At 44.8% G+C, this 22,640-nt stretch carries 26 protein-coding genes; 16 read left to right on the top strand and 10 right to left on the bottom strand.

The features are described from left to right. Nucleotides 1–193 (bottom strand): transposase family protein (locus tag A3IK_RS0107890; RefSeq protein WP_020559439.1); only part of this gene is annotated, 193 nt, incomplete at its 3' end. A gap of 141 nt (nucleotides 194–334) precedes the next feature. On the opposite strand from A3IK_RS0107890, the gene A3IK_RS0107885 reads away from it, so the two are divergent. Beyond that, nucleotides 335–958, top strand: coding sequence for a DUF302 domain-containing protein (locus A3IK_RS0107885; RefSeq protein ID WP_020559438.1), 624 nt, complete (start codon nucleotides 335–337; stop codon nucleotides 956–958). Between the two features lie 34 nt (nucleotides 959–992). Here A3IK_RS0107885 and darG read toward each other — a convergent pair whose 3' ends face one another. The 3 genes from darG to A3IK_RS0107870 form a co-directional block, all read right to left on the bottom strand. After that, nucleotides 993–2,060 (bottom strand): type II toxin-antitoxin system antitoxin DNA ADP-ribosyl glycohydrolase DarG, encoded by a 1,068-nt coding sequence (gene darG, locus A3IK_RS0107880; protein ID WP_020559437.1) that lies wholly within the window; start codon nucleotides 2,058–2,060, stop codon nucleotides 993–995. 9 nt (nucleotides 2,061–2,069) lie between these two features. After that, on the bottom strand, nucleotides 2,070–2,714 hold the full coding sequence (darT, locus tag A3IK_RS0107875) for a type II toxin-antitoxin system toxin DNA ADP-ribosyl transferase DarT (RefSeq protein WP_020559436.1): 645 nt from the start codon (nucleotides 2,712–2,714) through the stop codon (nucleotides 2,070–2,072). Between the two features lie 83 nt (nucleotides 2,715–2,797). Next, nucleotides 2,798–3,250, bottom strand: a complete 453-nt coding sequence (locus A3IK_RS0107870; protein WP_020559435.1) for a flavodoxin family protein — start codon at nucleotides 3,248–3,250, stop codon at nucleotides 2,798–2,800. 83 nt (nucleotides 3,251–3,333) lie between these two features. Here A3IK_RS0107870 and A3IK_RS0107865 point away from each other — a divergent pair, with 83 nt between their 5' ends. Further along, on the top strand, nucleotides 3,334–4,002 hold the full coding sequence (locus A3IK_RS0107865; protein ID WP_020559434.1) for a glutathione S-transferase family protein: 669 nt from the start codon (nucleotides 3,334–3,336) through the stop codon (nucleotides 4,000–4,002). A gap of 12 nt (nucleotides 4,003–4,014) precedes the next feature. On the opposite strand, the gene A3IK_RS0107860 is transcribed toward A3IK_RS0107865, so the two are convergent. Beyond that, a complete protein-coding gene (locus A3IK_RS0107860; protein ID WP_020559433.1) occupies nucleotides 4,015–4,746 on the bottom strand; it encodes an LrgB family protein in 732 nt (243 codons plus the stop codon). Further along, nucleotides 4,743–5,099: a CidA/LrgA family protein gene (locus tag A3IK_RS0107855; RefSeq protein ID WP_020559432.1), complete on the bottom strand. Its 357-nt coding sequence runs from the start codon at nucleotides 5,097–5,099 to the stop codon at nucleotides 4,743–4,745. The genes A3IK_RS0107860 and A3IK_RS0107855 overlap by 4 nt, the downstream gene beginning before the upstream one ends. A gap of 158 nt (nucleotides 5,100–5,257) precedes the next feature. On the opposite strand from A3IK_RS0107855, the gene A3IK_RS0107850 reads away from it, so the two are divergent. Continuing rightward, complete coding sequence (locus A3IK_RS0107850; RefSeq protein WP_020559431.1) at nucleotides 5,258–5,794, top strand: hypothetical protein; 537 nt, start codon at nucleotides 5,258–5,260, stop codon at nucleotides 5,792–5,794. Nucleotides 5,795–5,876: 82 nt separating this feature from the next. On the opposite strand, the gene A3IK_RS0107845 is transcribed toward A3IK_RS0107850, so the two are convergent. Further along, on the bottom strand, nucleotides 5,877–7,955 hold the full coding sequence (locus tag A3IK_RS0107845) for a molybdopterin-containing oxidoreductase family protein (RefSeq protein WP_040848872.1): 2,079 nt from the start codon (nucleotides 7,953–7,955) through the stop codon (nucleotides 5,877–5,879). A gap of 121 nt (nucleotides 7,956–8,076) precedes the next feature. Here A3IK_RS0107845 and A3IK_RS0107840 point away from each other — a divergent pair, with 121 nt between their 5' ends. Together A3IK_RS0107840 and A3IK_RS0107835 are read left to right on the top strand one after the other, a co-directional pair. Continuing rightward, a complete protein-coding gene (locus A3IK_RS0107840) occupies nucleotides 8,077–8,694 on the top strand; it encodes an SCO family protein (RefSeq protein WP_020559429.1) in 618 nt (205 codons plus the stop codon). A 129-nt stretch (nucleotides 8,695–8,823) separates the two neighbouring features. After that, nucleotides 8,824–9,885 carry an alkene reductase gene (locus tag A3IK_RS0107835; RefSeq protein ID WP_020559428.1) on the top strand — a complete coding sequence of 354 codons (1,062 nt, stop codon included), beginning with the start codon at nucleotides 8,824–8,826 and terminating at the stop codon, nucleotides 9,883–9,885. Between the two features lie 69 nt (nucleotides 9,886–9,954). Here A3IK_RS0107835 and A3IK_RS0107830 read toward each other — a convergent pair whose 3' ends face one another. Both A3IK_RS0107830 and A3IK_RS21290 read right to left on the bottom strand, forming a co-directional pair. Continuing rightward, nucleotides 9,955–10,158: a YgaP family membrane protein gene (locus A3IK_RS0107830; RefSeq protein ID WP_020559427.1), complete on the bottom strand. Its 204-nt coding sequence runs from the start codon at nucleotides 10,156–10,158 to the stop codon at nucleotides 9,955–9,957. Between the two features lie 82 nt (nucleotides 10,159–10,240). After that, nucleotides 10,241–10,390, bottom strand: a complete 150-nt coding sequence (locus tag A3IK_RS21290) for a hypothetical protein (protein ID WP_020559426.1) — start codon at nucleotides 10,388–10,390, stop codon at nucleotides 10,241–10,243. Between the two features lie 105 nt (nucleotides 10,391–10,495). Here A3IK_RS21290 and A3IK_RS0107825 point away from each other — a divergent pair, with 105 nt between their 5' ends. The 5 genes from A3IK_RS0107825 to A3IK_RS20780 are packed head-to-tail and all read left to right on the top strand — an operon-like array spanning nucleotide 10,496 to nucleotide 13,931. Further along, entirely contained in the window at nucleotides 10,496–11,401 is a 906-nt protein-coding gene (locus A3IK_RS0107825; protein WP_020559425.1) for a LysR substrate-binding domain-containing protein, read from the top strand. Nucleotides 11,402–11,413: 12 nt separating this feature from the next. Next, nucleotides 11,414–12,094 (top strand): hypothetical protein, encoded by a 681-nt coding sequence (locus tag A3IK_RS0107820; RefSeq protein WP_020559424.1) that lies wholly within the window; start codon nucleotides 11,414–11,416, stop codon nucleotides 12,092–12,094. Then, entirely contained in the window at nucleotides 12,087–12,563 is a 477-nt protein-coding gene (locus A3IK_RS0107815; RefSeq protein ID WP_020559423.1) for a YcgN family cysteine cluster protein, read from the top strand. The genes A3IK_RS0107820 and A3IK_RS0107815 overlap by 8 nt, the downstream gene beginning before the upstream one ends. Beyond that, the gene (locus A3IK_RS0107810) at nucleotides 12,503–12,925 is read left to right on the top strand and encodes an RNA-binding S4 domain-containing protein (RefSeq protein WP_051081555.1); all 423 of its coding nucleotides are present in this window, start codon (nucleotides 12,503–12,505) and stop codon (nucleotides 12,923–12,925) included. The genes A3IK_RS0107815 and A3IK_RS0107810 overlap by 61 nt, the downstream gene beginning before the upstream one ends. Continuing rightward, nucleotides 12,879–13,931, top strand: a complete 1,053-nt coding sequence (locus A3IK_RS20780; RefSeq protein ID WP_083915695.1) for an endonuclease — start codon at nucleotides 12,879–12,881, stop codon at nucleotides 13,929–13,931. The genes A3IK_RS0107810 and A3IK_RS20780 overlap by 47 nt, the downstream gene beginning before the upstream one ends. A gap of 92 nt (nucleotides 13,932–14,023) precedes the next feature. On the opposite strand, the gene A3IK_RS0107800 is transcribed toward A3IK_RS20780, so the two are convergent. Then, entirely contained in the window at nucleotides 14,024–14,989 is a 966-nt protein-coding gene (locus A3IK_RS0107800) for a DnaJ C-terminal domain-containing protein (protein WP_020559420.1), read from the bottom strand. Nucleotides 14,990–15,178: 189 nt separating this feature from the next. Here A3IK_RS0107800 and A3IK_RS0107795 point away from each other — a divergent pair, with 189 nt between their 5' ends. The 6 genes from A3IK_RS0107795 to A3IK_RS0107770 all read left to right on the top strand — a co-directional run bounded on the left by A3IK_RS0107795 (nucleotide 15,179) and on the right by A3IK_RS0107770 (nucleotide 22,640). After that, entirely contained in the window at nucleotides 15,179–15,619 is a 441-nt protein-coding gene (locus tag A3IK_RS0107795) for an Hsp20/alpha crystallin family protein (RefSeq protein WP_020559419.1), read from the top strand. 11 nt (nucleotides 15,620–15,630) lie between these two features. Then, nucleotides 15,631–16,035 carry an Hsp20/alpha crystallin family protein gene (locus tag A3IK_RS0107790; RefSeq protein WP_020559418.1) on the top strand — a complete coding sequence of 135 codons (405 nt, stop codon included), beginning with the start codon at nucleotides 15,631–15,633 and terminating at the stop codon, nucleotides 16,033–16,035. A gap of 260 nt (nucleotides 16,036–16,295) precedes the next feature. Further along, nucleotides 16,296–18,179 carry a peptide-binding protein gene (locus A3IK_RS0107785; protein WP_020559417.1) on the top strand — a complete coding sequence of 628 codons (1,884 nt, stop codon included), beginning with the start codon at nucleotides 16,296–16,298 and terminating at the stop codon, nucleotides 18,177–18,179. 15 nt (nucleotides 18,180–18,194) lie between these two features. Continuing rightward, the gene (locus A3IK_RS0107780) at nucleotides 18,195–19,571 is read left to right on the top strand and encodes an ABC transporter permease (protein WP_020559416.1); all 1,377 of its coding nucleotides are present in this window, start codon (nucleotides 18,195–18,197) and stop codon (nucleotides 19,569–19,571) included. Then, entirely contained in the window at nucleotides 19,564–20,838 is a 1,275-nt protein-coding gene (locus A3IK_RS0107775) for an ABC transporter permease (RefSeq protein ID WP_020559415.1), read from the top strand. The genes A3IK_RS0107780 and A3IK_RS0107775 overlap by 8 nt, the downstream gene beginning before the upstream one ends. Then, nucleotides 20,835–22,640 (top strand): ABC transporter ATP-binding protein, encoded by a 1,806-nt coding sequence (locus A3IK_RS0107770; RefSeq protein WP_020559414.1) that lies wholly within the window; start codon nucleotides 20,835–20,837, stop codon nucleotides 22,638–22,640. Before A3IK_RS0107775 ends, A3IK_RS0107770 begins: the two co-directional genes overlap by 4 nt.

Below are 22,640 nucleotides of genomic sequence, written 5' to 3'. Positions count from 1 at the left end.
GCACCATTTCTACCCCATCATCTGCCCCTGCCAAGGTGGCCGCTAGACCCAGTAATAGGATCTCGGGCAGCGGATAGATCACTTTGGCGAGTTGGCGCGGATCGCGTAGGCTTGCCAGATGTTCCATCAGACGGCTTACGGCATTGGCAGGAGGTGGGCATTGGGTAGGGGGGATAGGAGGAGTGTTTGGCATCTTGACGGCTCTCGGAGTAAAAGCCTTACTTATCCTCTATTTATATAGCAGGGTTCAAGCGATTGCCCTGGGGTGAGTTAGTAGGCAGCTAGTGTGATAGAGCCAGATATTGTATAACAGCGGGAATACCTAGGAGGATTTATGACGATTATTCGCAATATTTTAGCCCTTATTGGCCTGTTAACGCTCATGGGGACGGGTTTTGTTTATCTGCAATTGAATGCGGTGGCCTCGCAACCCGATGACATTGATCTAGTAGCAGAAAAAACGGTGCTAGACCAGTTCGACCCTAAAGCCAAAGCGGTTTATACGACCTTCTGGAAAAAGCTCAAAGAGTTCGGCAATGCCGCTGATGCCACTGCGCTGAAATACCCACTCGCGGACGGTGTTTCGCCCGAAGATGCCGAAGAGGCCATGAAGTTGGTAGCCAATGAGCATAATATGAAACTAGTGGGTGAATTATTCCCTTCGCAACAAGTGAAAGTAGAAACCGGCAAGGAACAGCGTTTTCTCAAGATTTATCAATTTTGTAATCCACAAGTTGCAATGAAAATGCTGGATTATAGCGATGCCTTTTCAGCCTATTTACCGTGCCGGATTGCCATGGTGCAGGATAAAGCAGGTAACTATAATCTCTATGCGTTAGATATGGATATGATGATTTATGGCGGTAAGGCTTTACCTCCAGAGTTATTGGCAGAAGTGACTAAAGTACAAACGATTATGACTGATATTATGAAACGGGGGGCTGCGGGGGATTTTTAGGGGTGAGGCAATCTCGCCCCATAGAATAAAGAAATCAAAACGCTACTTGCTGCAAACGCTCTAATGCCAAACCCAAGTGTGTTTCATCGAACAGCTTTACTTTACGCTGTGCCCACTGTTTTCCAGCTGGCCAGTCAGATAGGCTTTTCTGTAAGGCTGTTTTATCAGGCTCCACCCCTGCTTCACTAAGCAACCAATCCACTGTTGCCAGTAGCTCCATACCATATGGCGATTCAAAGCCATCAATGAGGCGAGCGGTCTTCTGAAGCGCAGGCAACCATGCTTTAGCTTCTGTCCTCAGATAGGTTGTTACTGTACGGTGTTTCTCATCATTGAACCAAATCACATCTAGAGGTGCACAGTCGCTGATACGTTTGTCGCTTTTCAGATAACTACCATCAAGACCATCTAGTAAATGTCTCAGGTTATCAGCATAGGGGCCGTAATTATGTGCCTTGAAGTGCAGTTTAAGCGGATTTTCAAGGTGTTCGGAGTTAATAGCTCGATCCAGAAACCATGCCAGCTTTTGGATTTCTAGGAAGCTGCATTCCATACCCAATACCCAGTAAAGGCGTACTAGCTCGGCAATCATAGCTCTAGCAGGCGTAAGTTTTTCAACACCTTTAGTTTTAGATATATTTTGGTATTTTGCGGTAGGCTCATAAATTAGAATATTGACATTTATTAAATCACCTAATATTTTTTCAATATGAGGTTTGACTTCTGCCCAGTCCAAGCCGCCATTACCCGAACCCAATGGTGGAATGGCTATAGAGTGAATATCATTTTGCTCAATAAAACGCCGCAGATCGTCCAACCCATCAATAATCCACTGTATTTGTGAGCGGCTACGCCAGTGTTGTTTTGTGGGGAAGTTGATAATCCAGCGTGGTCCCATCAGCTCTTTGGTTTCAGTAACAAACATTTTACCAGTTTGTATTTGTTGCTTTTTACAAGCTTCAGCATAAGCGGCCATATTAATGGGGAAGCGTTCCTTGAACATTAGTGCGATGCCTTTACCCATCACACCGACCGTATTGACGGTATTAACCAATGCTTCTGCATCAGCATCCAGCAGGTTGCCTTGTGTGTAAGTAATCATGCCTTTCTCCTAAAAATACCAGCTAGCTCTACAATGGATATCTAACGTTATCCCGATTTGTATTGCCTGTTGCTGTAGTTCTTCTTGTACCTGTTTAGTATAGCAAATTGCACCTATTAATATCTTAAGAGGAGCCTGTTGATAAATTAATGCTTCAGCTTGGTAGCGCTCAATTTTTTCAGGATCAGACAGATCACGCTGGAAATTACGCTGCTGCAATCTTGGCCAATCTATTTCGCTTAACTTATCAAGGTCACGATAGTAGTTTGCTGTTGACAGATAGGCATGACGGTCAGTAAACAAAAACATCAAGCCTAGTTCGGCTACTTTGTATAAGCTAGAAACTAGAATAACTATGTCGTTATTGCTTACTGGTAGCACACCGCCGCACCCAGTATGGATGTTGTACATCATGGGTGAGAATGGTGTGAAGTAGAATGGTACGTAGTCATTGAGTGTACCGCCTGGTGGTAAAGGTACCTTTCGGGCTGCCCTTCGGTTAATCAGTTCTTCATTACCAATATTAATCCATGTAGCTGATCTGATTGGGCTGTTGCCAGAATGTAAACCATTCTCAAAAACCCAAGAGAGGTTTTTTCGATGAATTATCCGCCAGATATAGGCATTTTTGGGGTTGAGCTTTTCGTAAAGCATCAAGTATATCCATTTAAAACCAAGACTTTTCTAAGTTTAGAGGGGATTTCATTTAGGTAAAGAGAATTTTTTAGTGTTTGACACTAAAATACCCCCAGCTCCACTCCAAGAGCCACCGCCTCTCCTAATTCCTCCGCATTCTTTAAAAACTCAGGCTGCCAAGCGCCCTTGAATACCAAAGGTTCTTGGATTAACTTCCAACGTAATCCGGTTAAAATTCGTGTCACACTCTGTACCGTACCTGTGCCATCATTACCTGCTCGCACATACAGTGCCACAGGCAAGCCTTGAGTAGACTCTAAACAGGGGTAATAAATGCGTTCAAAAAAATCCTTTAAAGCCCCACTCATATAGCCAAAATTTTCTGTCGTACCCACTATCACCGCCGAGCTTTGCAAAATATGAAAACTATTGGCCTCTAGCGGGCTTAACACTTGAATAGGTACAGTGCTCTGTTGTGCTCCTCGTGCTACAGCTTCGCGCAGAGCGTAAGTATTCGCGGTGGGGGTATTGGCAATAATCACAATAGGTCGCATAGCCTACTCCTAACCTTATGGGTTGCAGGTGTAATAGGGCTAACTCTATCATGCCGTTTTATCACCTTAACTAGGTTAATACTATGTCCCATCATTTACGTCTGGTGAGTTTTAAACTGTGCCCGTATGTACAGCGCAGTGTGATTGTACTCAATTACTGCAAGATTCCTTATGATATTGATTATATTGACATCATGAACCCACCTGATTGGTTTAAAGCCTTATCCCCTTTAGGCAAAGTGCCGATTGTGCAGGTGGATCATGAGCGTGTGATTTTTGAATCGGCGGTGATTATGGAGCTAGTCTCGGAGCTTAATCCACCGCTCCTGCATCCACATGACCCCATCGACAAAGCCTATAATCGTGCTTGGATTGAATACAGTGGTGCGATGTTAGGTACGCAATATGAATTAATGACGACTCCAGATGAGGCTGTTTTTACTAAAGCATTAAGCACCTTAAAAGAGCAAATGGGTTGGGTCGAGCAGCAGATGCACGCCACGCCCTTTTTTAATGGAGAGTCACTCAATCTGATTGATGCGGCCTATGCCCCCTTGTTTATGCGTTTAGCGGTATTGAGCAAGCACTATGATTTACAAGCCTTTGCTCATACGCCTAAAGTGAAAGCATGGGCAGAGCATCTATTAGCCTTAGAAGCGGTTAAAACCTCGGTAGTAGCCGATTTCGAGCCACTGTTTTATCAAATGCTGCATAATCGCAAGTCCTATGTAGCCCAATTTGTTCCGGCTTAAGCTTTTAGGTATTTAAAACCCTAACAGATGAATTAGCGGTGGCAATACTAGTGAGGCTACGAAAGCCGACAATGCCATCGCTAAACCTGCAAAAGCCCCCATTTCGGACGATACTTGAAACGCGCGTGCCGTACCTATGCCATGTGCCGCTATACCCATGGCTATCCCTTTAACACTATCGTCTTGAATCCCTAATAACTGCATTAAGCGCGTGCCCAGCAAGGCTCCGATAATGCCAGTAATAACCACCAATACCGCCGTTAGCGGTGGAATGCCACCGAGTAATTTAGCAATACTCATAGCAATAGGCGTGGTGACAGATTTAGGAACTAAGGACATTAACACAGGTTCAGAAGCCCCTAATAGCTTAGCGGTATAAAGCGCACTTAAGGCTCCTACTGCACTACCACACACTAAAGTAATCACTAGCGGAATAAAGATTTGCTGGACTTTTCTGAGCTGGCGATACAGCGGAATGGCTAACGCTACCGTAGCAGGGCCTAGTAAAAAATGCACAAACTGTGCGCCCGAAAAATAGTCTTGATAAGAAATATGAGTGAAGAGTAATACCGCAATAATCAGGGCTATGGTAGTAGCGACCGGATTACAGAGGGGCGAGGAGCGCGAGGCTAAATACAAGCGATAGGCTATCCCATAGGCCACTAAGGTTAAGGTGAGTCCAAACAAGGGTGAGGCGGCTAAATAGACCCATAGTTGGGAGAGGGAGGATTCTGCTGGGGTCATGATGAGCGTTTAAAATAACGTTGTAGGATTTGCATTAAAAGCGCACTAAAGCCGAGCGTGACTATCGTACTAACGAATACCGCAATAGTAATGGGCAACCATTCGCGAGCAATATAATCAAAATACACTATTAGACCTACTCCAGCAGGTACAAATAGCAAGGATAAATGCATGAGTAAGCCATTAGCTGCCGCATCTAGTGCAGCCGGTACACCACGATAAAGTAAGAGAGCTAGTAATAAATACCCCATACCAATCACGGGCCCCGGAATAGGTAACTGAAACCATACTCCCGTGATTTCACCTGCTAATTGAAAAATTAATAACAGGGTAATGCCATTTAAAAATTGCACATTGCACCTCAAGCTATTAAAGAAAAGACAGTGCCGTTTAGCTAAAAGTGGCTGTTATCTTAGAAACTTAGCCCCTTACTCTAGCACCTTTGGACTATATACAAAGGATAGGTGATGGTTGTCACCATATCCTCGATGCTGAGGTTAAGGAGAATAGCATGGTTTGGAATTTAGTTAACCCATGGTGGTTGACCTTGGTGTTTGCAGTCTTATTGCTCATCACCCTGCGCTTAAGTCGCGCCCATGTCACCAGCAAAGGACTGTTGTTAGTTACTGCTTTAGCCGTATTACTATTTTCAGCTTACTTAGTTTGGCAGACATTTGGTTATGTACCGACCCATTTTGTTGCATGGGTATTAGGGATGATATTAGCATTTTTGGTTAATGAGCTTATTTTACGTTCGCCACGCGGGGTATTTTATGTCACCAATAAAAAGCGCTTTATTTTTCCGGGCAGCTTAGGCCCGTTTTTTTGTGCGTTAGGTTTGACAGTATGGTATTACCTCTTAAAAGTTGGGCAATTAGAGTCCCTACCTTGGTCAAATTGGCCTTATTTAAATTATATAGGCTCATTTGGCTATGGTTTCTGGGGTGGTTATTTCATTGCATTTTTTGTAGAAACCCTACGCGCTCAAAAAGAGCGACCTATTGGGCAAAGTCAATTGTCTAGAGTATATTGGACAGTAGCTAGCTGATTTTATCCCCGTCCTAATCTAATAGGACGAGGATTTTTAAGGTGGCAAGTTCTACGTATTAATGGGTTTCAGAGTGAGTAAACTAACTTTTAGTTACTTGGCATAATAGTGATTTAAAGGGCGGGAAGCCGCTGATAGGGTCTAAATGTTTATCATCAGTTAGCTCATTAATATTGGCATTATTCCAACCGTGAAAACAATGCACCACTCCGGGCTTCATAATATCCGTCACATCGGCATAAAAGGTTACATGACCACGGGGTGATTTCACCTCTACAGCATCACCCGTTTGAATACCTCGCTCTGTTGCATCGGTGGGGTGAATTTGAATACGGGGGCGGGGGTCGTATTTCAGCATGGCAGCCACATTGTGTTGCTGTGAATGAGTAAAGTACTTTTGCCGCCCACCTGAGGTGAGTACGAGTGGATAGTCCTTCCATAGTTCTGGGGTAGACAATGGACTCTCAGCAGGCTCTTTATACACGGGTAAACCGTCATAGCCCTGTGCTTTTAATTCTTCTGAATCAAACTCTACTTTACCGGATACTGTCTTAAAGCCATATAAGCGCCATTGCCGATCCGCATCTAAATAGCCATGCTCGACTAACTCCTCAATAACCGGACTATAGACCACTACACCATCAGGATTGTTATAAGCCTCCTCGCGTATTTCATCCGGCAAGCCTGAGGCCATTTCTGCCCAAGAGGCCTCTAAATTACCCTGCCAGAATAAATCAGGCATACCTAATTTAACCCCTAACTCTAGGAAAATTTGTCCATCTGCTTTGGCCTCGCCGCGTGGTGCTAGGGCTTGATGGCGATACTTGACCTCACCCTGATAGGCACAGCCCGGATAAGCGATGAGGGCAGGGCGCTCTAAATTGGTAGCAGCCGGTAAGACAATATCTGCTTGTAAAGTAGCAGGATTATGGAAAAAGTCGGACACGGCAAAAAAGTCTAATGCGCCTAACGCTTGCTCCATGCGTTTAGAGTTAGCCCACATGGCGGTATTAATACCCATAGCGAGTAATGCACGTAAGGGTTGTGGTTTACCCTCTAAAATACAATCAGGCATTAGCATACTTTGAGCCGCAGGCCAATATTTTGTCCAAATCGGGAAGGATTCATCACCAATACGCGGCGGGAGTTCATTACGGCACTTATCAAATAGCTCAATTGGCTTCGGTAAAACTTTGTCATTAAAAAAGCGATTGCCGCCTTCACGATCAATATTACCCGTAACAGCAGAGAGTAAAATCATGGCACGATGATTTTGAAAACCATTACTGTGTTGCACGGTAGAGGTCGGTGACATAGCAATTTGCGCGGGTTTTGTAGTGGCAAAAAGCTCGACGGCTGCGCGTAGTTTGGCTTCTTCAATGCCACAAATAGACGCTACTCTTTCGGGAGTAAAGGCTTGAATATACTCTATAAAGGCAGGCAGACCATTAGCCCATTCATCCAAAAAAGCCTGATCTTGCCAACCGTTCTTAAAGATTAAATGATGAAAGCCCAAGGCCAATGCACCATCAGTACCGGGGCGAATTTGTAGGTGAATATCGGCTAATTCAGCGGTTTCGGTACGACGTGGATCGACCACAATCATATGTCGATTTTTTTTGCGCCGATTGAGATGATGGGTATCAAACGGGGGAATGGAGCCAACAGCATTGGTCGACCACACCAAAACGCATTTAGTTTTGGGCGATTCAATGGTCGAGGTGGTTTTAATTTTGTGCCCATAGGTGAGTTTTTCTGCCACCATGGTCGCGGAAAAACAGCAACCAGATTCGGTTAAATAGTTAGGACTACCAAACGCGTGAGCAAGGCGTTGTAACTGGGGGCGAGCTTCTTTGGTATAGCCTGCGAAAAAGCCTACTGCAGGAGCACCATAAGTGGCTTTAGCTTTATTCAATTCCTGTGCGATGGTATCGAGGGCTTCCTCCCAGCTAATACGCTCAAATTGCCCCGAACCTTTAGCGCCTACACGTTTGAGTGGGTAGAGTAAGCGTTCGGGATGGTATTGGCGCTCTAGTTGCATTTGACCGCGTGGGCAGTCAGGTCCTTTTACGGCAGTAGCAATCCCTTGGTCATTCACAGTAACATCAAATAAGCAATTAGCATCGCATTCGTAGCAGGTGGTGCGTTTAGTAGTAGTCACGATTTAGTAGTGGTGAGTAATGAAATTGGGGCGCAGTGTAGCGTATTCTTGGTCAGACACGCATTAGGGTTAGTTGGCTCAGGGAATTGGGGATTAGCTCGGTTTTAAACAGGTTCAGAGAATGCTAAATAAACAAACGATAGTAGGGATAATCCTTGCAATAGTGATAGGTGTGGCTTTGGCTTGGGCCGCCGCAGGATGGCTGGCGACTCCACAACTAGGAGCTACTTATCAGACTCAATACAGCCCCTCTTTATTACCAGAAGGGGGCGACTTTACCCTGAACTCTGATCAAGGCGAGGTCAAGCTGAGCGATTTTAAGGGTAAAGTGGTGGTGATGTATTTTGGCTATACGGCCTGCCCCGATGTCTGTCCTACCTCGATGGGTACTATGAAAGCGGCCTTTAATTTATTAACACCTGAGCAATTAAAACAAGTACAGGGGCTATTGGTTTCCATCGACCCAGAGCGGGATACTTTGCAGCAAGTCAATCGTTATGCGCAGTATTTTCACCCGAATATTCGTGGGGTATCGAGTCGGTCGGAGGATTTAGAACAGATTGCGCGACAATATCATGCTTTTTTTCGTAAAGTACCTCTGCCAGACTCAGCCTTAGGCTATATGATGGATCATACCTCTACCCTATATGTTATTGATAAAGAGGGTAAGGTACAGAAACTAATAGAGCACGCTGTACCACCAGCGGAGTTAGCAGCAGCTATTAAAGCACTGCTTTAGCCGAGTCTTTTGGTGTTGTGATTCTCTGACCCATTTATAGCAATACCCATTTTTTATCAGGGATAACAGCTTTTAGCCTTTAAATAGATAGAATCAGCAAACCAAAAAAAGAAAGGATAGTTAGTGAATATGAAATTATTAGAACCGATGCGTTTGGGCGAATTAAGTCTTGCTAATCGTGCCATTATGGCTCCCTTGACTCGCTCTCGTGCCGGGTTGGAGCATGTGCCCAATGCGCTCATGGCTGAGTATTATGCTCAACGGGCCAGTGCAGGGTTGATTATCACCGAATGCACCATGATTCTACCAAATACCTCGGCGTTTATTGCCGAACCGGGTATTTACACTGAGGAGCAAATGCAGGCATGGAAGCAAGTCACCCAAGCAGTACATGCTAAAAATGGTAAAATTTTCCTCCAAATTTGGCATGCCGGACGTTCTGCTCACCCTGATATGTGTAATGGGCAACAACCGATTTCAGCCAGTGCCATTGCGATTGAGGGCGAAACGCACACCCCCAAAGGCAAATCAGCATATGTCGTACCGCGTGCGGTAAGTGATGATGAAATTCCGGGTTTAGTGCAGGCCTTTGCTCAAGCCGCCCGCTATGCCAAGCAAGCCGGTTTTGATGGTGTTGAGATACATGGTGCCAATGGTTATTTAATTGATCAGTTCTTACGTGATGGCTCCAATAAGCGTACGGGTAATTATGGCGGTTCGATGGAGAATCGTGCCCGTTTCTTATTTGAAGTGCTTAAAGCGGTTTCTGCTGAAATCGGTAGCGAGCGTGTGGGTTTACGGTTATCGCTATTAAATAGCTATGGCAGTATGATCGATAGTGATCCGATTGGTTTAGCGCGGTTCTTAGCAGAGCGCCTGAATAGTTTCAAGTTAGCCTACTTGCATATTATGCGTGGTGACGTTTTTGGACTACAAAAAGGTGATGTGCTAACACCAATGCGCGAGATTTATAATGGCACGATTATTGGCAATATGGGCTATAGTGCAGACGAGGCTGAGCGGGCTATTCAAAACGGGCAACTCGATGCGGTGGCGTTTGGTACAGGGTTTTTAGCGAATCCAGATTTGCCGGAGCGCATTCGCACTCAGGCCCCTTGGAATGCACCTAATCCACAGACTTTCTATACACCTGGAGCGACGGGTTATACCGATTATCCTTTTATGAGCTAAGGTGATTTAGCCGCAGACTCTAGCACCTAAGATAAGTTAACCTACTTGTCTTAGGTGGAATAAAACGAATTATTTAAAAGCTTCTCCGGGTTGATAACCCATCTTTTTTAGCAGCAAGGCGAGTGGACAAAAGCCTGTAAAAGCTGATTGTAATAAGTTAAGACCTACGAATATCGTGAGCCAAATCCAGAGCGGATTCACATATGCGGCTAAGGCTACTGACAGCAAAATCATTATGCCTGCAAAGGCGAGTACCATACGATCAATACTCATTGTAAACACCTCCATCCATTATCAGAGACGATAATTATTAGTTCTTAGGGCTGGGGTGTAAAGTATTACCAGAGTGATAGGCTTAGCCGCAGATACCGTTGTCAAAGACCCAGTATTCTGTTGTTTCATTAGGTGTTGCGGGCGTTGAGGTAGCTGTAGCAGTGGCTTCTTCAAGAGCTTTATCAGTGTATAGCTCAAGATCGGTGTCATATTGATAAGTTTGAGTATCCATAATGTCGCGTCTTCGCTGTTTATTACTTCAATGTGTGGCTAGGCTACCTCTATTCTTAAATCTTGAAAAACGATATAATTAGATAATTATATCGGGTTATTTAATATGAAACTTTTTCAACTGCAACTACTCAAGACACTGTATTACAACGGACTCAGTGTCTCTCGTGCCGCAGACCAACATTTTGTAGTGCAATCGGCGGTGAGTCGGCAATTAGCCTTATTGGAAGATGAGCTGGGTATGCCTCTGTTTGAGCGTAAGGGTAAGCGCTTAGTAGGAGCAACACCTTTATGCCAAGCAATAGTACAGCAAATCGATACTATTGATCAGACCATGGAAAATATTCGCGCGATTGCAGATGATTTTCGCATGACTACTAGTGGTGAAATTCGGATTGCGACTACTCACACGCAGGCCAAGTATTTTTTACCCGAAGTGCTGCTCGAATTTCGCCAGCGTTACCCCAAGGTCACTATTCACCTATTACAAGGTAATCCCGCACAGCTCGTGCAAATGCTACGCGATGGGGTGGCAGATATTGCGGTGTGTACCGAGGAGTTAGCGACTGCTCCCGGCTTAGCTAGTGAAAAATGTTATGATTGGAATCATGGTTTAGTCGTTGCGGCGGGGCATCCATTAGAAGAAGGGGTTTTGACGCTAGAGCGCATTGCTCAGTATCCCATTCTAACCTACGTCTTTGGCTTTACCGGACGCGGCAAAATTCAACAAACGTTTCGTGATCAAGGTTATGAGCTAGATGTAAGCTTTGCCGCGACCGATACCGATGTCATTTTGAGCTATGTGCGCTTAGGGTTTGGGGCGGGTATTATTGCTAAAATGGCCTATTCGCATATTCATGATGATGATTTAACCCTACGTGATTTAGCCCATTTATTGCCCGTTTCCACCACACGCGTGGCATGGCTCAAAAATAAGTATTTAAAGCGCTATGTATCGGAGCTGGTTGAATTATTGACGGAATATGGTGCGAGTGAGGAAGATTATGTGTAATAGGATGAAGCAATGAAAAGGAATATAGGGCTGCTAGTGGCTATAGTAATAGCGGGTCTAGTAGCTTGGGGAGTTTTTACTCCTAGAACCACTACGATCACAGTAGAGGATTTACCGTGGCAAATACAAATATCGCCAGAGGGTATAACGCAGGTATTTGGCGTGTCGGTGGGCAAGGTTACTTTGCGCCAATTAGCGGAACAATTGCGTAGTGTGCCGGAGGTAGCGGTATTTGAAACGCCTACAGGTGAACGTACTTTAGAGGGCTATTACGGTAAGAAACGCTTGGGCGTGTTTGAGGCTAAAATTGTGGGCGAATTACAAGCTGATAAGGCGACGATTGAGCGTTTTGTCGAGGCACATACCGAGCGCAAACCACAGCCTACAGGGACTTGGCGTTATGAGTTAGCTGAAAAAAATGTGCTAGAGGCTAATAGTTTTCTGATCAAGTATTTGGTCTATATTCCGGTGGTGGATTACTCCAGTGAGCAAATTCAAACCCATTTTGGCACCCCTATGAATACGGTTAAAGCGGATGAGCGTGTCACTTGGTGGCTGTATCCCGCTAAAAATTTGATTATTATGCAAGATAATCAGGGGTCAGAAGTATTTTATTACAGCACGACCGCAGACTATCCTGCTTTAGAGCAGCGTCTAACTACTATGAAAACGAGTCCAAATACACATGAGTGAATCAAATCTGCCTTGGTGGGAGGCTATACCGCTCTCCGATATGAATCGTGAGCAATGGGAAAGCCTTTGTGATCAGTGTGCTAAGTGCTGTCTAATTAAGCTGGAAGATGAAGACGATGGTACGGTTTATTATACTGATGTGGCCTGTGACCTATTGGAGTGCGAGACCTGCCGCTGTAGCGATTATACCCAGCGTGAGGTCAGAGTACCGGATTGCTTAAAACTCACCCCCGATAATTTAGAGGCTTTATATTGGATGCCGCCGAGTTGTTCGTATCGACTCTTGCAAGAAGGGCATCCTTTGCCGCCTTGGCATCATTTAATTACTGGCGACCCTAATAGTATTCACGAGGCGGGTGAATCCATTAAAGGGCGCTTTGTCTACGCCGCACGCGTAAAAGAGGACGAATGGGAAGAGCACGTAGTGGAGTGGCCACTCCTTCTGAGCCAATCACTGAACAACGCTTAGATAAATGGCTATGGGCAGCACGTTTTTTTAAAACACGAGCGCTGGCTACCGAAGCGATTAGTGGTGGGAAAGTTCATGTCAATGATGAGCGCGTTAAACCCTCCCGCTCGGTACACATGGGTGATCAATTAAAAATCACCCGCGACATGGATACTTGGCTAGTAACCGTGTTGGGCTTAAATGAACAACGCCGTCCCGCTAAAGAGGCGGTATTGTTGTATCAAGAAGATGAGCATCAAAAAGCCGCCCGTGAAGAGCAACAAGAAATGCGCCGTTTGCATGGTGTCATTATGCCTAAACATAAACCGGATAAACATGAACGACGTCAATTGGAACAATTTAAAGAGCAGTGGGGCGAATAGCTTATGCGTTTTGGGTCTCTTATTAGTCAGCTCAACTATTAGGGCTGACTATTTACCCGGCGATTTGCCCGATGAAAATGTGGCTACCCTTGACTATCCCTCTCAGCAAGGTATTAAAGGCGAGACGTATTCGTTTGCTAAATCTAAATATGCCTTAGCTAAACAAGTGTATAGCGATTACTTCATCGATTTTTATGGGGGCTGTCAGTATCAAATTAAAGAAAAGCTATTAGTTCCGGTTTGGAGTAGTTGTGGTTTTACCCCGCGCAAAAATCCCGAACGCGCCAAACGCATTGAATGGGAGCATATCGTTCCAGCCTGGACTTTTGGGCATCAATTACAATGCTGGCAAAATGGGGGGCGGTTAAATTGCCGCAATACTAATGCTAAATTCCGCCAAATGGAGGCGGATATGCATAATCTAGTGCCTGCCATTGGTGAGATTAATGGAGATAGAAGTAATTTTGCCTATGGCATGATTACGGGAGAATCCCGTCCTTATGGCAAGCCAAATGCTGAAATTGATTTTAGTGCTAAATTATTTGAGCCAGATGATAAACGTTTTGGTGATATAGCCCGTGCTTATTTATATATGAGCGAACGCTATGGTTTTAAGCTGAGCCGTGCCGATGAAAATCTAATGATGGCATGGAATAATCTTGACCCAGTCGATGAATGGGAAAAGAAACGTAATACTCGCATTGCAAACATACAGGGTAATGATAATCCCTATATTAGCAACTATAAGCATTTACAGCGTGAAACCAATAGTTCAACTCAGTCAGAGCAAAATACCTTACCGGATAATAAGTTAGGACAAGGTGATTGGTTTGATAAGCTTTATCAATGGGTAGGTGAGCATGAGAAAACATTACCTTTTCCAATAGTATTAATGGTAGCGGTGTTTTATTGGTGGTTTAGGGGGCGTAAAAGTACGAGTAAATCGACTAAGAAAGCGAGTACTTCAAGCAGTAAAAAAAGTACTACTAAAAGCAAATCAAGTTAATAGTGATAAGTAGAGTCTATAAAGTTCTCAGAACATGTCTAACTAGTAAGGCTTTATTGAGAAGGGTAACTATTACCCTTCTTGCATTTCAGTTAAACCCCTAATCCAGCTCTTGGATTAAAAGGTAAGTCTTTTGCCATTAGCTCATAAATTTCTTTAGCTCTTTCTGTATCGGCTGGGGGTAGGGCAATATCGAGTACAATATATAAATCACCCGTTTCGGTTTTTCCTGCTAGTCCCTTACCTCTTAAACGCAGCTTTTTACCGGAGTGTGAATTAGCGGGGATTTTCATTTCTACACTGCCGCCTTGTGGTAAAGGTACAGGTACGGTTGCACCTAAGGCAGCCTCCCACGGTGTAATAGGTAATTTTAAGGTTAAATCACGTTCATTAATTTGATATAGCGCATGTGGGTTAAACTCAATTTCTAAAAATAAATCCCCATTGCCCGCACGTCCGGGAGCACCTTGACCAGAAAGGCGGATTTTTTGCCCTGCTTTAACGCCTTGCGGAATATTGACGGTTAAGGTGCGTGGCGCTTCGTTTCCGGTGCGTAGACTGATGCTTTTCTTGGCACCATTGAGGCTATCCTCAAGATCAATCGCTAACTTGACGGTTTGATCATCACCTTTACTAGGTTGAGCATTGCCACCAAAGCCACCGCCAAATCCGCCAGTATTGCCACCTCTAAAACCACCTCCACCAAATAGGCTTTCAAAGAAGTCACTGAAATCAGCACCCCCCGCACTGCCGCCCGTATAGAAGCCACCACCTGCACCGGCACCACCGCGTGATCCAAATCCACCCCAATCGGGTGGTGGGCGGAAATCTTGCCCATTTTTCCAATTAGCGCCTAATTGATCATAAGTTGAACGCTTCTCAGCATCTTTTAGTACTTCATAAGCCTCGCCGACTTCTTTAAAGCGAGCTTCCGCATCGGGCTCTTTGCTGACATCAGGGTGATATTTACGGGCTAATTTGCGATAGGCCTTTTTAATATCATCCTCGCTAGCACTTCGCTCCACGCCTAAGATTTTGTAATAGTCTTTGTATTCCACCGAATAATCTCCTTTACCCAACGAAAGTGGGCTAACTCCTGATCTGTATGGGGATAAGTATTACGTTTTCAAGTATGGTCTAAAAATAAAAAAAGTAGAAAATTTTTTACAAAAAAGCTTGAAGTGAATCAAGTCGTCCCTATCTTAGTTTCAAGACAATATAACCGATACACTCATTGGAGTTTAACTATGTACGGATCGTTATTAAATTTTGCAGATGAATTATTTTCAAATCTAGATCAATGGCAACGTCAATTAGAAAGCCGGGGCGCTGCCGCTAATATTCGCCAAGTGACACAAAATACCTTTCCACGTATTAGCTTGGGGAGCACGCCTAATTCAGTCGAGGTATTAGCTTTTATACCCGATGTGGATACTAAGCAATTAGCATTAGAAATTGATAAAAATGTTCTAACTCTACAAGGTGAGCGGGTCATTACTCCGCCTAGTAATGAAGAAAGGGCTACAGTCTACGCGCAAGAACGCTTCTCTGGCAAGTTCAAGCGAGTGGTATCGTTACCAGATGATGTGGATGTGAATCATGTAAATGCTATTTATAAGGATGGTGTATTACGTATTTCTATCGCTCGTCGAGAAGAAACGTTACCGAAACGCATTGAAATTCAATAAGGAGAAATAAAATGAGTGTTCAAGTAGTTCAAAAAAATGCTAATGATGGAGTTAAAACAATGAATAAAGCTAATAATCAAGAACGTATACTGACCCCTTTAGTTAATATTATTGAAAATGAAACCGGATTTACCCTAACAGCTGAAATGGCAGGGGTTGCTAAAGAGAATATCCAAGTTAATGTGGAAAATTCTTCCCTAGTTTTAGAGGGTACAGTTACTTTAGATTTGCCGGATAATTTCAAACTTAATTATAGTGAAATGCCAGCCGTGACCCGTTATCGCCGCGTATTTGTGCTTAATCGTGATCTGGATGCCAGTAAAATCGAGGCAGTGCAAAAAAATGGGGTACTGACCGTATCGATTCCTAAGGCCGAACATGCTCAACCGCGTAAGATACAAGTACAAGTCGGCTAGTATTGACTACTAGAGTGCTACCTATGCTGGGGCGGCACTCATAAAATCAAAAAAAGTTAAATAGTGGTGAACCTTTTTGGGGTTCATCATGACTTATCTACCGTGAGCCTTGCTCACGTTTTGTGAAGGATGAGTAGGACAAGGATGTCCGCCTTTTCATCAAATTTCTTTCCCTTTTTTCCCCCTCTAATTTGTTCATCCTCTACCCAAACCTACCTAGAATGCTCTATAGTCCCTAGTAATTACGGTTGAGTGGAACAATGATGCAAAAAAGATTCACAGCCAGTGACTTAATTTTATACCTAATTTTAATCACTTTAGTCGCTTTACTGATAAATCTCATGTACCAAGTGGATCGTCAATGGGATGAATTGAAAACGATTCAAACCACCTTGGCGAATCAAACCAAAGAATTAAAAGCGTGGCGCAGTACCGCCGCTAGTGTGCCTATGACGAGTCCAGCCCAGACAGGCATGGCCTCTAATACAACCATGGCTACAGCACCGTCGCATAAGAATGATTCATTAGCGCCAGCATTCCATCGCGCCTTGGCAGCAACTCAGAAGCCAGATTACGCTCAGGGAGACTGGCAGGTCGATGCCTTTGGGCAAGAGCTAAAAACGCTAACCCCCCTCGTTTCGAGTGATGCCTATGCATCTGAGATTCAAAGCTATATTTTAGAGAGCCTAGTTAATCGTGATCCTGACACTTTAGAGTGGCAGGGATTAATAGCCAAGAGCTGGACGGTTAGCCCTGATGGTTTAACATTCACATTCAATCTGCGTGATGATGTACATTTTTCTGATGGTGTACCACTCACGGCAGAGGATGTTGCCTTTACCTTTGCTTTTATTATGACTGAGGATATTGCCGCAGCACGAGATCGGTCTTATTTGGAAAAAATCGCCACCGTCAAAGCACTGGATAAATACACCGTCGAATTTGTATTTAAAGAACCCTATTTTGAGGCATTTGCGTTGGCAGGTGGGTTAAGTATTCTGCCTAAGCATATTTATGAGCCTTATCTGAAAAAGCCGCTCGAATTTAATGAATCTAAAGCCATTTTAGTCGGCAGTGGGCCGTATAAATTACCGGATAATACGCAATGGTCACCGGATAAGGGTACAGTTGAGTTAGTACGCAATGAGCGCTATTGGGGCTTAGCACCGAATTATGATCGGTTGATGTGGCGTATTATTAAAAATGATAGTGCGCGTTTGACCACCTTCCGCAATGGTGAGGTGGATAGTTATGGCGCACGGCCTAAGGAATATCAAACGCTTAAGGCTGACCCACAAATTATGGCTAAGAGCCAAAATTTTGAATATATGCCACCCGTAGCAGGCTATAGCTATATTGCATGGAATGAATCCATTAATGGTAAGCCGACCCTATTTGCGGATAAGCGCGTGCGCCAAGCCATGACCTTGATCACAGATCGAGAACGTATTATTAAGGATGTGTTTTTAGGTTATGGTGAAATAGCGGTGAGTCCTTTTAGCCCCACCAGTAAGCAACATAATCCTACCATTGATCCTTGGCCTTATAACTTAACTCAAGCTCAAGTACTATTAAAAGAAGCAGGGTTTAAAGATAGCAATAAAGATGGTGTATTGGATAAAAATGGTAAGCCACTGGAGTTTAAGCTTGTTTACAGTGATTCCAATGAAGATACTAAACGTATGGTCTTACTGTTAAAGGATTTATATGCCAAAGCGGGCGTGCGTTTAATCCCCTCACCTCAAGAGTGGCCTGTGATGCAAGAGGCGCTAAATAAACGTAACTTTGAGGCGATTACCCTAGGGTGGACAAGTGGCATTGAAACCGATATTTATCAAATGTTTCATGGTTCACAAACCAAAACAGGGGGCGATAACTTTATTAACTATCAAAGTGCCGCACTGGATAAGTTGATTGATCAAGCGCGGGCAACGGTGGATGAGACCAAACGTATACCGCTATGGCAAGAGGCCGAGGCTATCTTACATGAGGATCAACCCTATACCTTTTTATTTAGGCGCAAGTCATTATTGTTTATAGACAAACGTATTCAAAATCTGCAAATGACCAAGCTAGGTCTGAATGCAGGTTCGATTCCGGTAGAGACTTACGTTCCTAAGCCGATGCAGCGTTATAGCCAATAAGGGAGAGAGTTGGGCATGCTGACCTATTTAATGCGTCGTATTCTATTGATGATTCCGACGCTATTGGGAATTACTGTGGTGGTGTTTGCTGTAATGGCAGCCTCACCCGGCGGTATTTCACCACAGTCACTCATAGAAGGAGCTATGAAGCCCAACGAGAGACAGGCACTACTAGATTATTACAATAAACGTTATGGTTTAGACGATCCTGCCCCAGTGCAGTATTTGCGTTGGCTCAATAATGTGTCACCCATCGGGTTTACACTGAATGAGCAGCATAAGGTGGATGGCTTTTCTTTAACTAAAGGCTCCGATTTAGGTACTAGCTTTACTTATAACCGCCCCGTCTCAGAGGTATTGGCAGAGCGTATTCCTATCACTTTACTGCTAAATGTTATTACTATCCCCCTGATTTATATCGGAGCCATTGTGCTAGGGGTGAAGGCGGCGAATGAAAGTGGCAGTAAGTTTGATGTGAGTTCTAATGTCATTATGCTGGCACTGTGGTCTATCCCGGTAATGTTAGCGGGGGTGTTGCTCTTAGGCTTTTTCGCTAGCGTACAGCATTGGCAATGGTTTCCTACCGCAGGCATAGGGAGCCGCGCCGCGCAGGATATGCCCTATCTGCCGCACTGGGGGTCAGCCTTAGATGCCTTGAAGTTCTTTGGCGGTATGATGCTAGGGACTTTATTGATGATCTGGCTGAGTCGTTGGCCTGAAACCAAGATTCGCATGGCAGTGGCGGCCTTATTTGGTTTGGTGGCTGGGGTTGCGGTGGCACAAGATCATGGACAGCAATCCACTATAGTCTGGGTATTAATGCCCCTATTAGGAGCGCTGTGTGTGGGGGGGATTGCCATGATTGATTATGCTCCGCTACGAACCATGGGCTTAGCCTTATTTGGTTTAATCGTAGGAGGCGCTTTGGCTTATCAAATGCTAGATCAGGGATTTGTGCGCGGGTTCTTAATGGATCGAGCTTGGCACTTAGTCTTGCCAGTGATTTGTTTAACCTATGGCGCAGGAGCAGGGTTGGCTAAAATTACCCGTTCTTCCGTTTTGGAAAATCTACACGCCGACTATGCCCGTACCGCAAGAGCAAAGGGCTTGGGACAAAAAGAAGTCTTATGGACACATGTGTTTCGCAATAGCTTATTACCCTTAATTACCATTATTGCTGGGCTGTTGCCTAGCCTATTAGCTGGCTCGTTAATCGTAGAGAATATTTTTAGTATTAATGGCATGGGGCAATTAGCGATTGAGGCGGTAAAAAATCGCGATCGAGAAATGGTTTTGTCGATTACCTTAATCAGTGGCTTTTTGACTTTAATTGGCTATTTGATTGCCGATATTCTTTATACCTTTGCTGATCCACGGGTGGTGTATGATTAAATTACTCCAACGCTGGCGCAAACCCGCTCCGAAAAAACTTCGCGTCAATCGCCCCGTTTTTGATAAACAAGAACCGATTGCTCAAGTCAAAGTAAAATCTCATGAGACACTAGCACGCCGCATATTCACCAAAGCCTTAGGTGGCATGGGGGTTAAGGTAGGTTTAGTGTGGGTGGGTATCTTAGTATTAGCAGCCGTATTTGCCCCCTTCTTAGCTAATAGCATGCCCCTAGTCATGAGCTTAAATGGGAAGATTAGCTTTCCCGTGCTGGAGTATTTAACGGTTGAGGATTGGGTCGTATTCAGTGCGTTTGTCGTGATACTGCTGATTAGTGTGCTGCCCATTAAACATCATCTGCGCATAGCCTTTATCGTATTGTTAACGGTCTGTACTACGGTTGGGGTCGTGGCGCATCTTTATTTTCCTACCAAACCTTTGGTGGTTTATGATCAATTTCGTGAGGCTCCCTATACAGAGGCCTCATGGCGCATTATGCCTCCCATTCCTTATGCCCCAAAAGATTATTTACGTGATTATGGTGATACCGGACTAGAAGCGCCATTGGCCTCGACTGAGCGTACTCATTTAATGGGGACAGAAGAAAATGGGGCGGATGTGTTGAGTCGTATGATTCATGCCTCGCGTATTTCACTCAGTATTGGGATTGTAGCGACCAGTATTGCCATGATTTTAGGGGTCATTATCGGTGGCCTAATGGGTTATTTTGCTGGCTGGGTCGATATGCTGGGGATGCGCTTAGTTGAGATTTTTGAAGCGATACCGACCTTATTCTTACTATTAACTTTTGTGGCTTTCTTTGGCAGCAGTCTGTATATGATGATGGTGATTATTGGTGTCACTAGTTGGGCCGGTTATGCGCGTTATATTCGGGCTGAGTTTTTAAAGCTACGTAAGCAAGATTATGTACAAGCGGCGGTGGCCTCCGGTTTACCCTTACGCTCTATTTTGTTCCGCCATATGTTACCGAATGGGGCTGCACCATTATTAGTCGCGGCGAGCTTTGGGGTGGCCTCGGCTATTCTAGCGGAAGCGACCTTAAGCTTTTTAGGTCTGGGCTTAGTCGATGATCCTTCATGGGGACAAATGCTAGATCAAGCGGTGAAATCCTCTACCTTTAATTGGTGGATGGCAGTCTTTCCAGGAGGAGCGATTTTTATGACGGTATTTGCTTATAACTTAATCGGTGAAGCCTTCCGTGATGCGATTGATCCTAAAATGTCACGCCGGGCGGGGGTTAATACATGAGCTTATTAACCGTGCGTAATCTACGCACCTATATCAATACCCATCAGGGTAGTGTGCAAGCTGTCGATGGTATTAGTTTCAGCATTAATCAGGGCGAAACGCTGTGTCTAGTCGGTGAGTCGGGTAGTGGTAAGTCGATTACAGCTTTATCCATTTTACAGCTCTTTCCTGAGGGCTTAGTCACTCACCCCACCGGAGAAATTGGTTGGCAAGGTTCCGGGCTGGAAGTGAATACGCTCACGACACCTGAAACCGAACTCGCGGCGAAGCGTTTAAGTTATGCCAAGCGTGCAGTGAGCTATTACCGGAATGAAGACGAGGATAGTAGTGATGCAGCAGAAGATAAGGATAGCGTTGATCTATTGCAATTAAGCGAAGAGCAGCTATGCCAGATTCGTGGCTCACAAATCTCGATGATTTTCCAAGAGCCGATGACCTCCTTGAATCCAGTCTTCACCGTGGGTGATCAAATTGCCGAAACGTTGCTGATTCATGAGCCAACGCTAACACCGCAAGAGGTGAATGAGCGTGTTCTGGAATCCCTACGACAAGTACAGTTACCCGACCCCGAAGAGCGCATGAATGCGTATCCGCATCAGCTATCGGGCGGACAACGTCAGCGCGTGATGATTGCAATGGCTTTGATTTGTAAGCCGCGCCTATTGATTGCCGATGAGCCAACGACTGCACTCGATGTGACGGTGCAGGCTGAGATTTTAAAGCTCATGCGTAAGCTGCAAGCTGAAACCGGCATGGCAATGTTATTCATTACCCACGATTTTGGCGTGGTAGCAGAAATGGCGCATCAAGTCGGTGTGATGCAGCATGGGCGACTGGTGGAGTTGGGGACTAAGGAGCAAGTGCTCACGTATCCCCAACACCGCTACACTAAGCAACTCCTTGCGGCTGTACCCGATAATCTGATTAAGCAAAAATCAGTGGTGGTAGCGTTTAAATCTCCCCAACAGCGTTTGGCACTGGATTTAAAAAAAGCAGCGAATGAGCCAAAGCCGCTAATTCAAGTTAAAGACTTAAGTGTCTGGTTTCCAGTTAAAAAAGGTCTATGGCGGCGCACGGTTGATCATATCAAAGCCGTTGATAATGTTAGCCTCAATGTGGCTCAGGGAAAAATTGTTGCTCTAGTAGGCGAGTCGGGTTGTGGGAAAACCACCTTAGGCCGCGCCATTATTCAATTAGAGCGTGCGACTTCGGGTAAGGTATTGCTAGAAGGGCAAGAGCTAACCGGATTATCTCAGCGTGAATTGCGGCAATGGCGTCCGAAAATGCAGATTGCTTTTCAAGATCCGCAGTCCTCACTGAATCCGCGTCTCTTGGTTGAAACAACTCTGACGGAGCCGATGAAAGTACATCGCATAGGTGCTAATCAAGAGGAGCGGATTGAACGCGCGGCGCAGATTCTGGAGCAGGTGCAGCTAAAGCGTGAGTATTTGTGGCGTTATCCCCACGAGTTTTCGGGTGGGCAGCGTCAACGCATTGGTTTAGCGCGTGCTTTGGTGCTGAATCCGCGTTTTATTGTGTGTGATGAGATTACTAGTGCTCTCGATGTGTCCGTGCAGGCGGAAATATTAGAGCTATTGTTAGCCATACGCGCCCAGCAAAACCTGACTTTATTATTCATCACGCATAATATTGGTGTGGTTGAGTATTTAAGTGATGAAACCGTGGTGATGTATAAGGGTAAAATAGTCGAGCAGGGTGAGACCGCTCAGGTCTGTGGTGCGCCAACACATGCCTATACGCAGACGCTACTTGCTGCTGTGCCGCGCTTAAAATTAGCTTAG

This window comes from Thiofilum flexile DSM 14609, assembly GCF_000380185.1.
In the GTDB taxonomy this organism is placed as follows: domain Bacteria; phylum Pseudomonadota; class Gammaproteobacteria; order Thiotrichales; family Thiotrichaceae; genus Thiofilum; species Thiofilum flexile.
This window is presented reverse-complemented; position numbering and strand designations above follow the sequence as displayed.

Bases quoted from the DNA above. Each gene is read 5' to 3' on its own strand.
- A3IK_RS0107885 (WP_020559438.1), top strand. From the start codon at position 335: ATGACGATTATTCGCAATATTTTAGCCCTTATTGGCCTGTTAACGCTC.
- darG (WP_020559437.1), bottom strand. From the start codon at position 2,060: ATGATTACTTACACACAAGGCAACCTGCTGGATGCTGATGCAGAAGCA.
- darT (WP_020559436.1), bottom strand. From the start codon at position 2,714: ATGCTTTACGAAAAGCTCAACCCCAAAAATGCCTATATCTGGCGGATA.
- A3IK_RS0107870 (WP_020559435.1), bottom strand. From the start codon at position 3,250: ATGCGACCTATTGTGATTATTGCCAATACCCCCACCGCGAATACTTAC.
- A3IK_RS0107865 (WP_020559434.1), top strand. From the start codon at position 3,334: ATGTCCCATCATTTACGTCTGGTGAGTTTTAAACTGTGCCCGTATGTA.
- A3IK_RS0107860 (WP_020559433.1), bottom strand. From the start codon at position 4,746: ATGACCCCAGCAGAATCCTCCCTCTCCCAACTATGGGTCTATTTAGCC.
- A3IK_RS0107850 (WP_020559431.1), top strand. From the start codon at position 5,258: ATGGTTTGGAATTTAGTTAACCCATGGTGGTTGACCTTGGTGTTTGCA.
- A3IK_RS0107840 (WP_020559429.1), top strand. From the start codon at position 8,077: ATGCTAAATAAACAAACGATAGTAGGGATAATCCTTGCAATAGTGATA.
- A3IK_RS0107835 (WP_020559428.1), top strand. From the start codon at position 8,824: ATGAAATTATTAGAACCGATGCGTTTGGGCGAATTAAGTCTTGCTAAT.
- A3IK_RS0107830 (WP_020559427.1), bottom strand. From the start codon at position 10,158: ATGAGTATTGATCGTATGGTACTCGCCTTTGCAGGCATAATGATTTTG.
- A3IK_RS21290 (WP_020559426.1), bottom strand. From the start codon at position 10,390: ATGGATACTCAAACTTATCAATATGACACCGATCTTGAGCTATACACT.
- A3IK_RS0107825 (WP_020559425.1), top strand. From the start codon at position 10,496: ATGAAACTTTTTCAACTGCAACTACTCAAGACACTGTATTACAACGGA.
- A3IK_RS0107820 (WP_020559424.1), top strand. From the start codon at position 11,414: ATGAAAAGGAATATAGGGCTGCTAGTGGCTATAGTAATAGCGGGTCTA.
- A3IK_RS0107815 (WP_020559423.1), top strand. From the start codon at position 12,087: ATGAGTGAATCAAATCTGCCTTGGTGGGAGGCTATACCGCTCTCCGAT.
- A3IK_RS0107810 (WP_051081555.1), top strand. From the start codon at position 12,503: ATGGGAAGAGCACGTAGTGGAGTGGCCACTCCTTCTGAGCCAATCACT.
- A3IK_RS20780 (WP_083915695.1), top strand. From the start codon at position 12,879: ATGAACGACGTCAATTGGAACAATTTAAAGAGCAGTGGGGCGAATAGC.
- A3IK_RS0107795 (WP_020559419.1), top strand. From the start codon at position 15,179: ATGTACGGATCGTTATTAAATTTTGCAGATGAATTATTTTCAAATCTA.
- A3IK_RS0107790 (WP_020559418.1), top strand. From the start codon at position 15,631: ATGAGTGTTCAAGTAGTTCAAAAAAATGCTAATGATGGAGTTAAAACA.
- A3IK_RS0107785 (WP_020559417.1), top strand. From the start codon at position 16,296: ATGATGCAAAAAAGATTCACAGCCAGTGACTTAATTTTATACCTAATT.
- A3IK_RS0107780 (WP_020559416.1), top strand. From the start codon at position 18,195: ATGCTGACCTATTTAATGCGTCGTATTCTATTGATGATTCCGACGCTA.
- A3IK_RS0107775 (WP_020559415.1), top strand. From the start codon at position 19,564: ATGATTAAATTACTCCAACGCTGGCGCAAACCCGCTCCGAAAAAACTT.
- A3IK_RS0107770 (WP_020559414.1), top strand. From the start codon at position 20,835: ATGAGCTTATTAACCGTGCGTAATCTACGCACCTATATCAATACCCAT.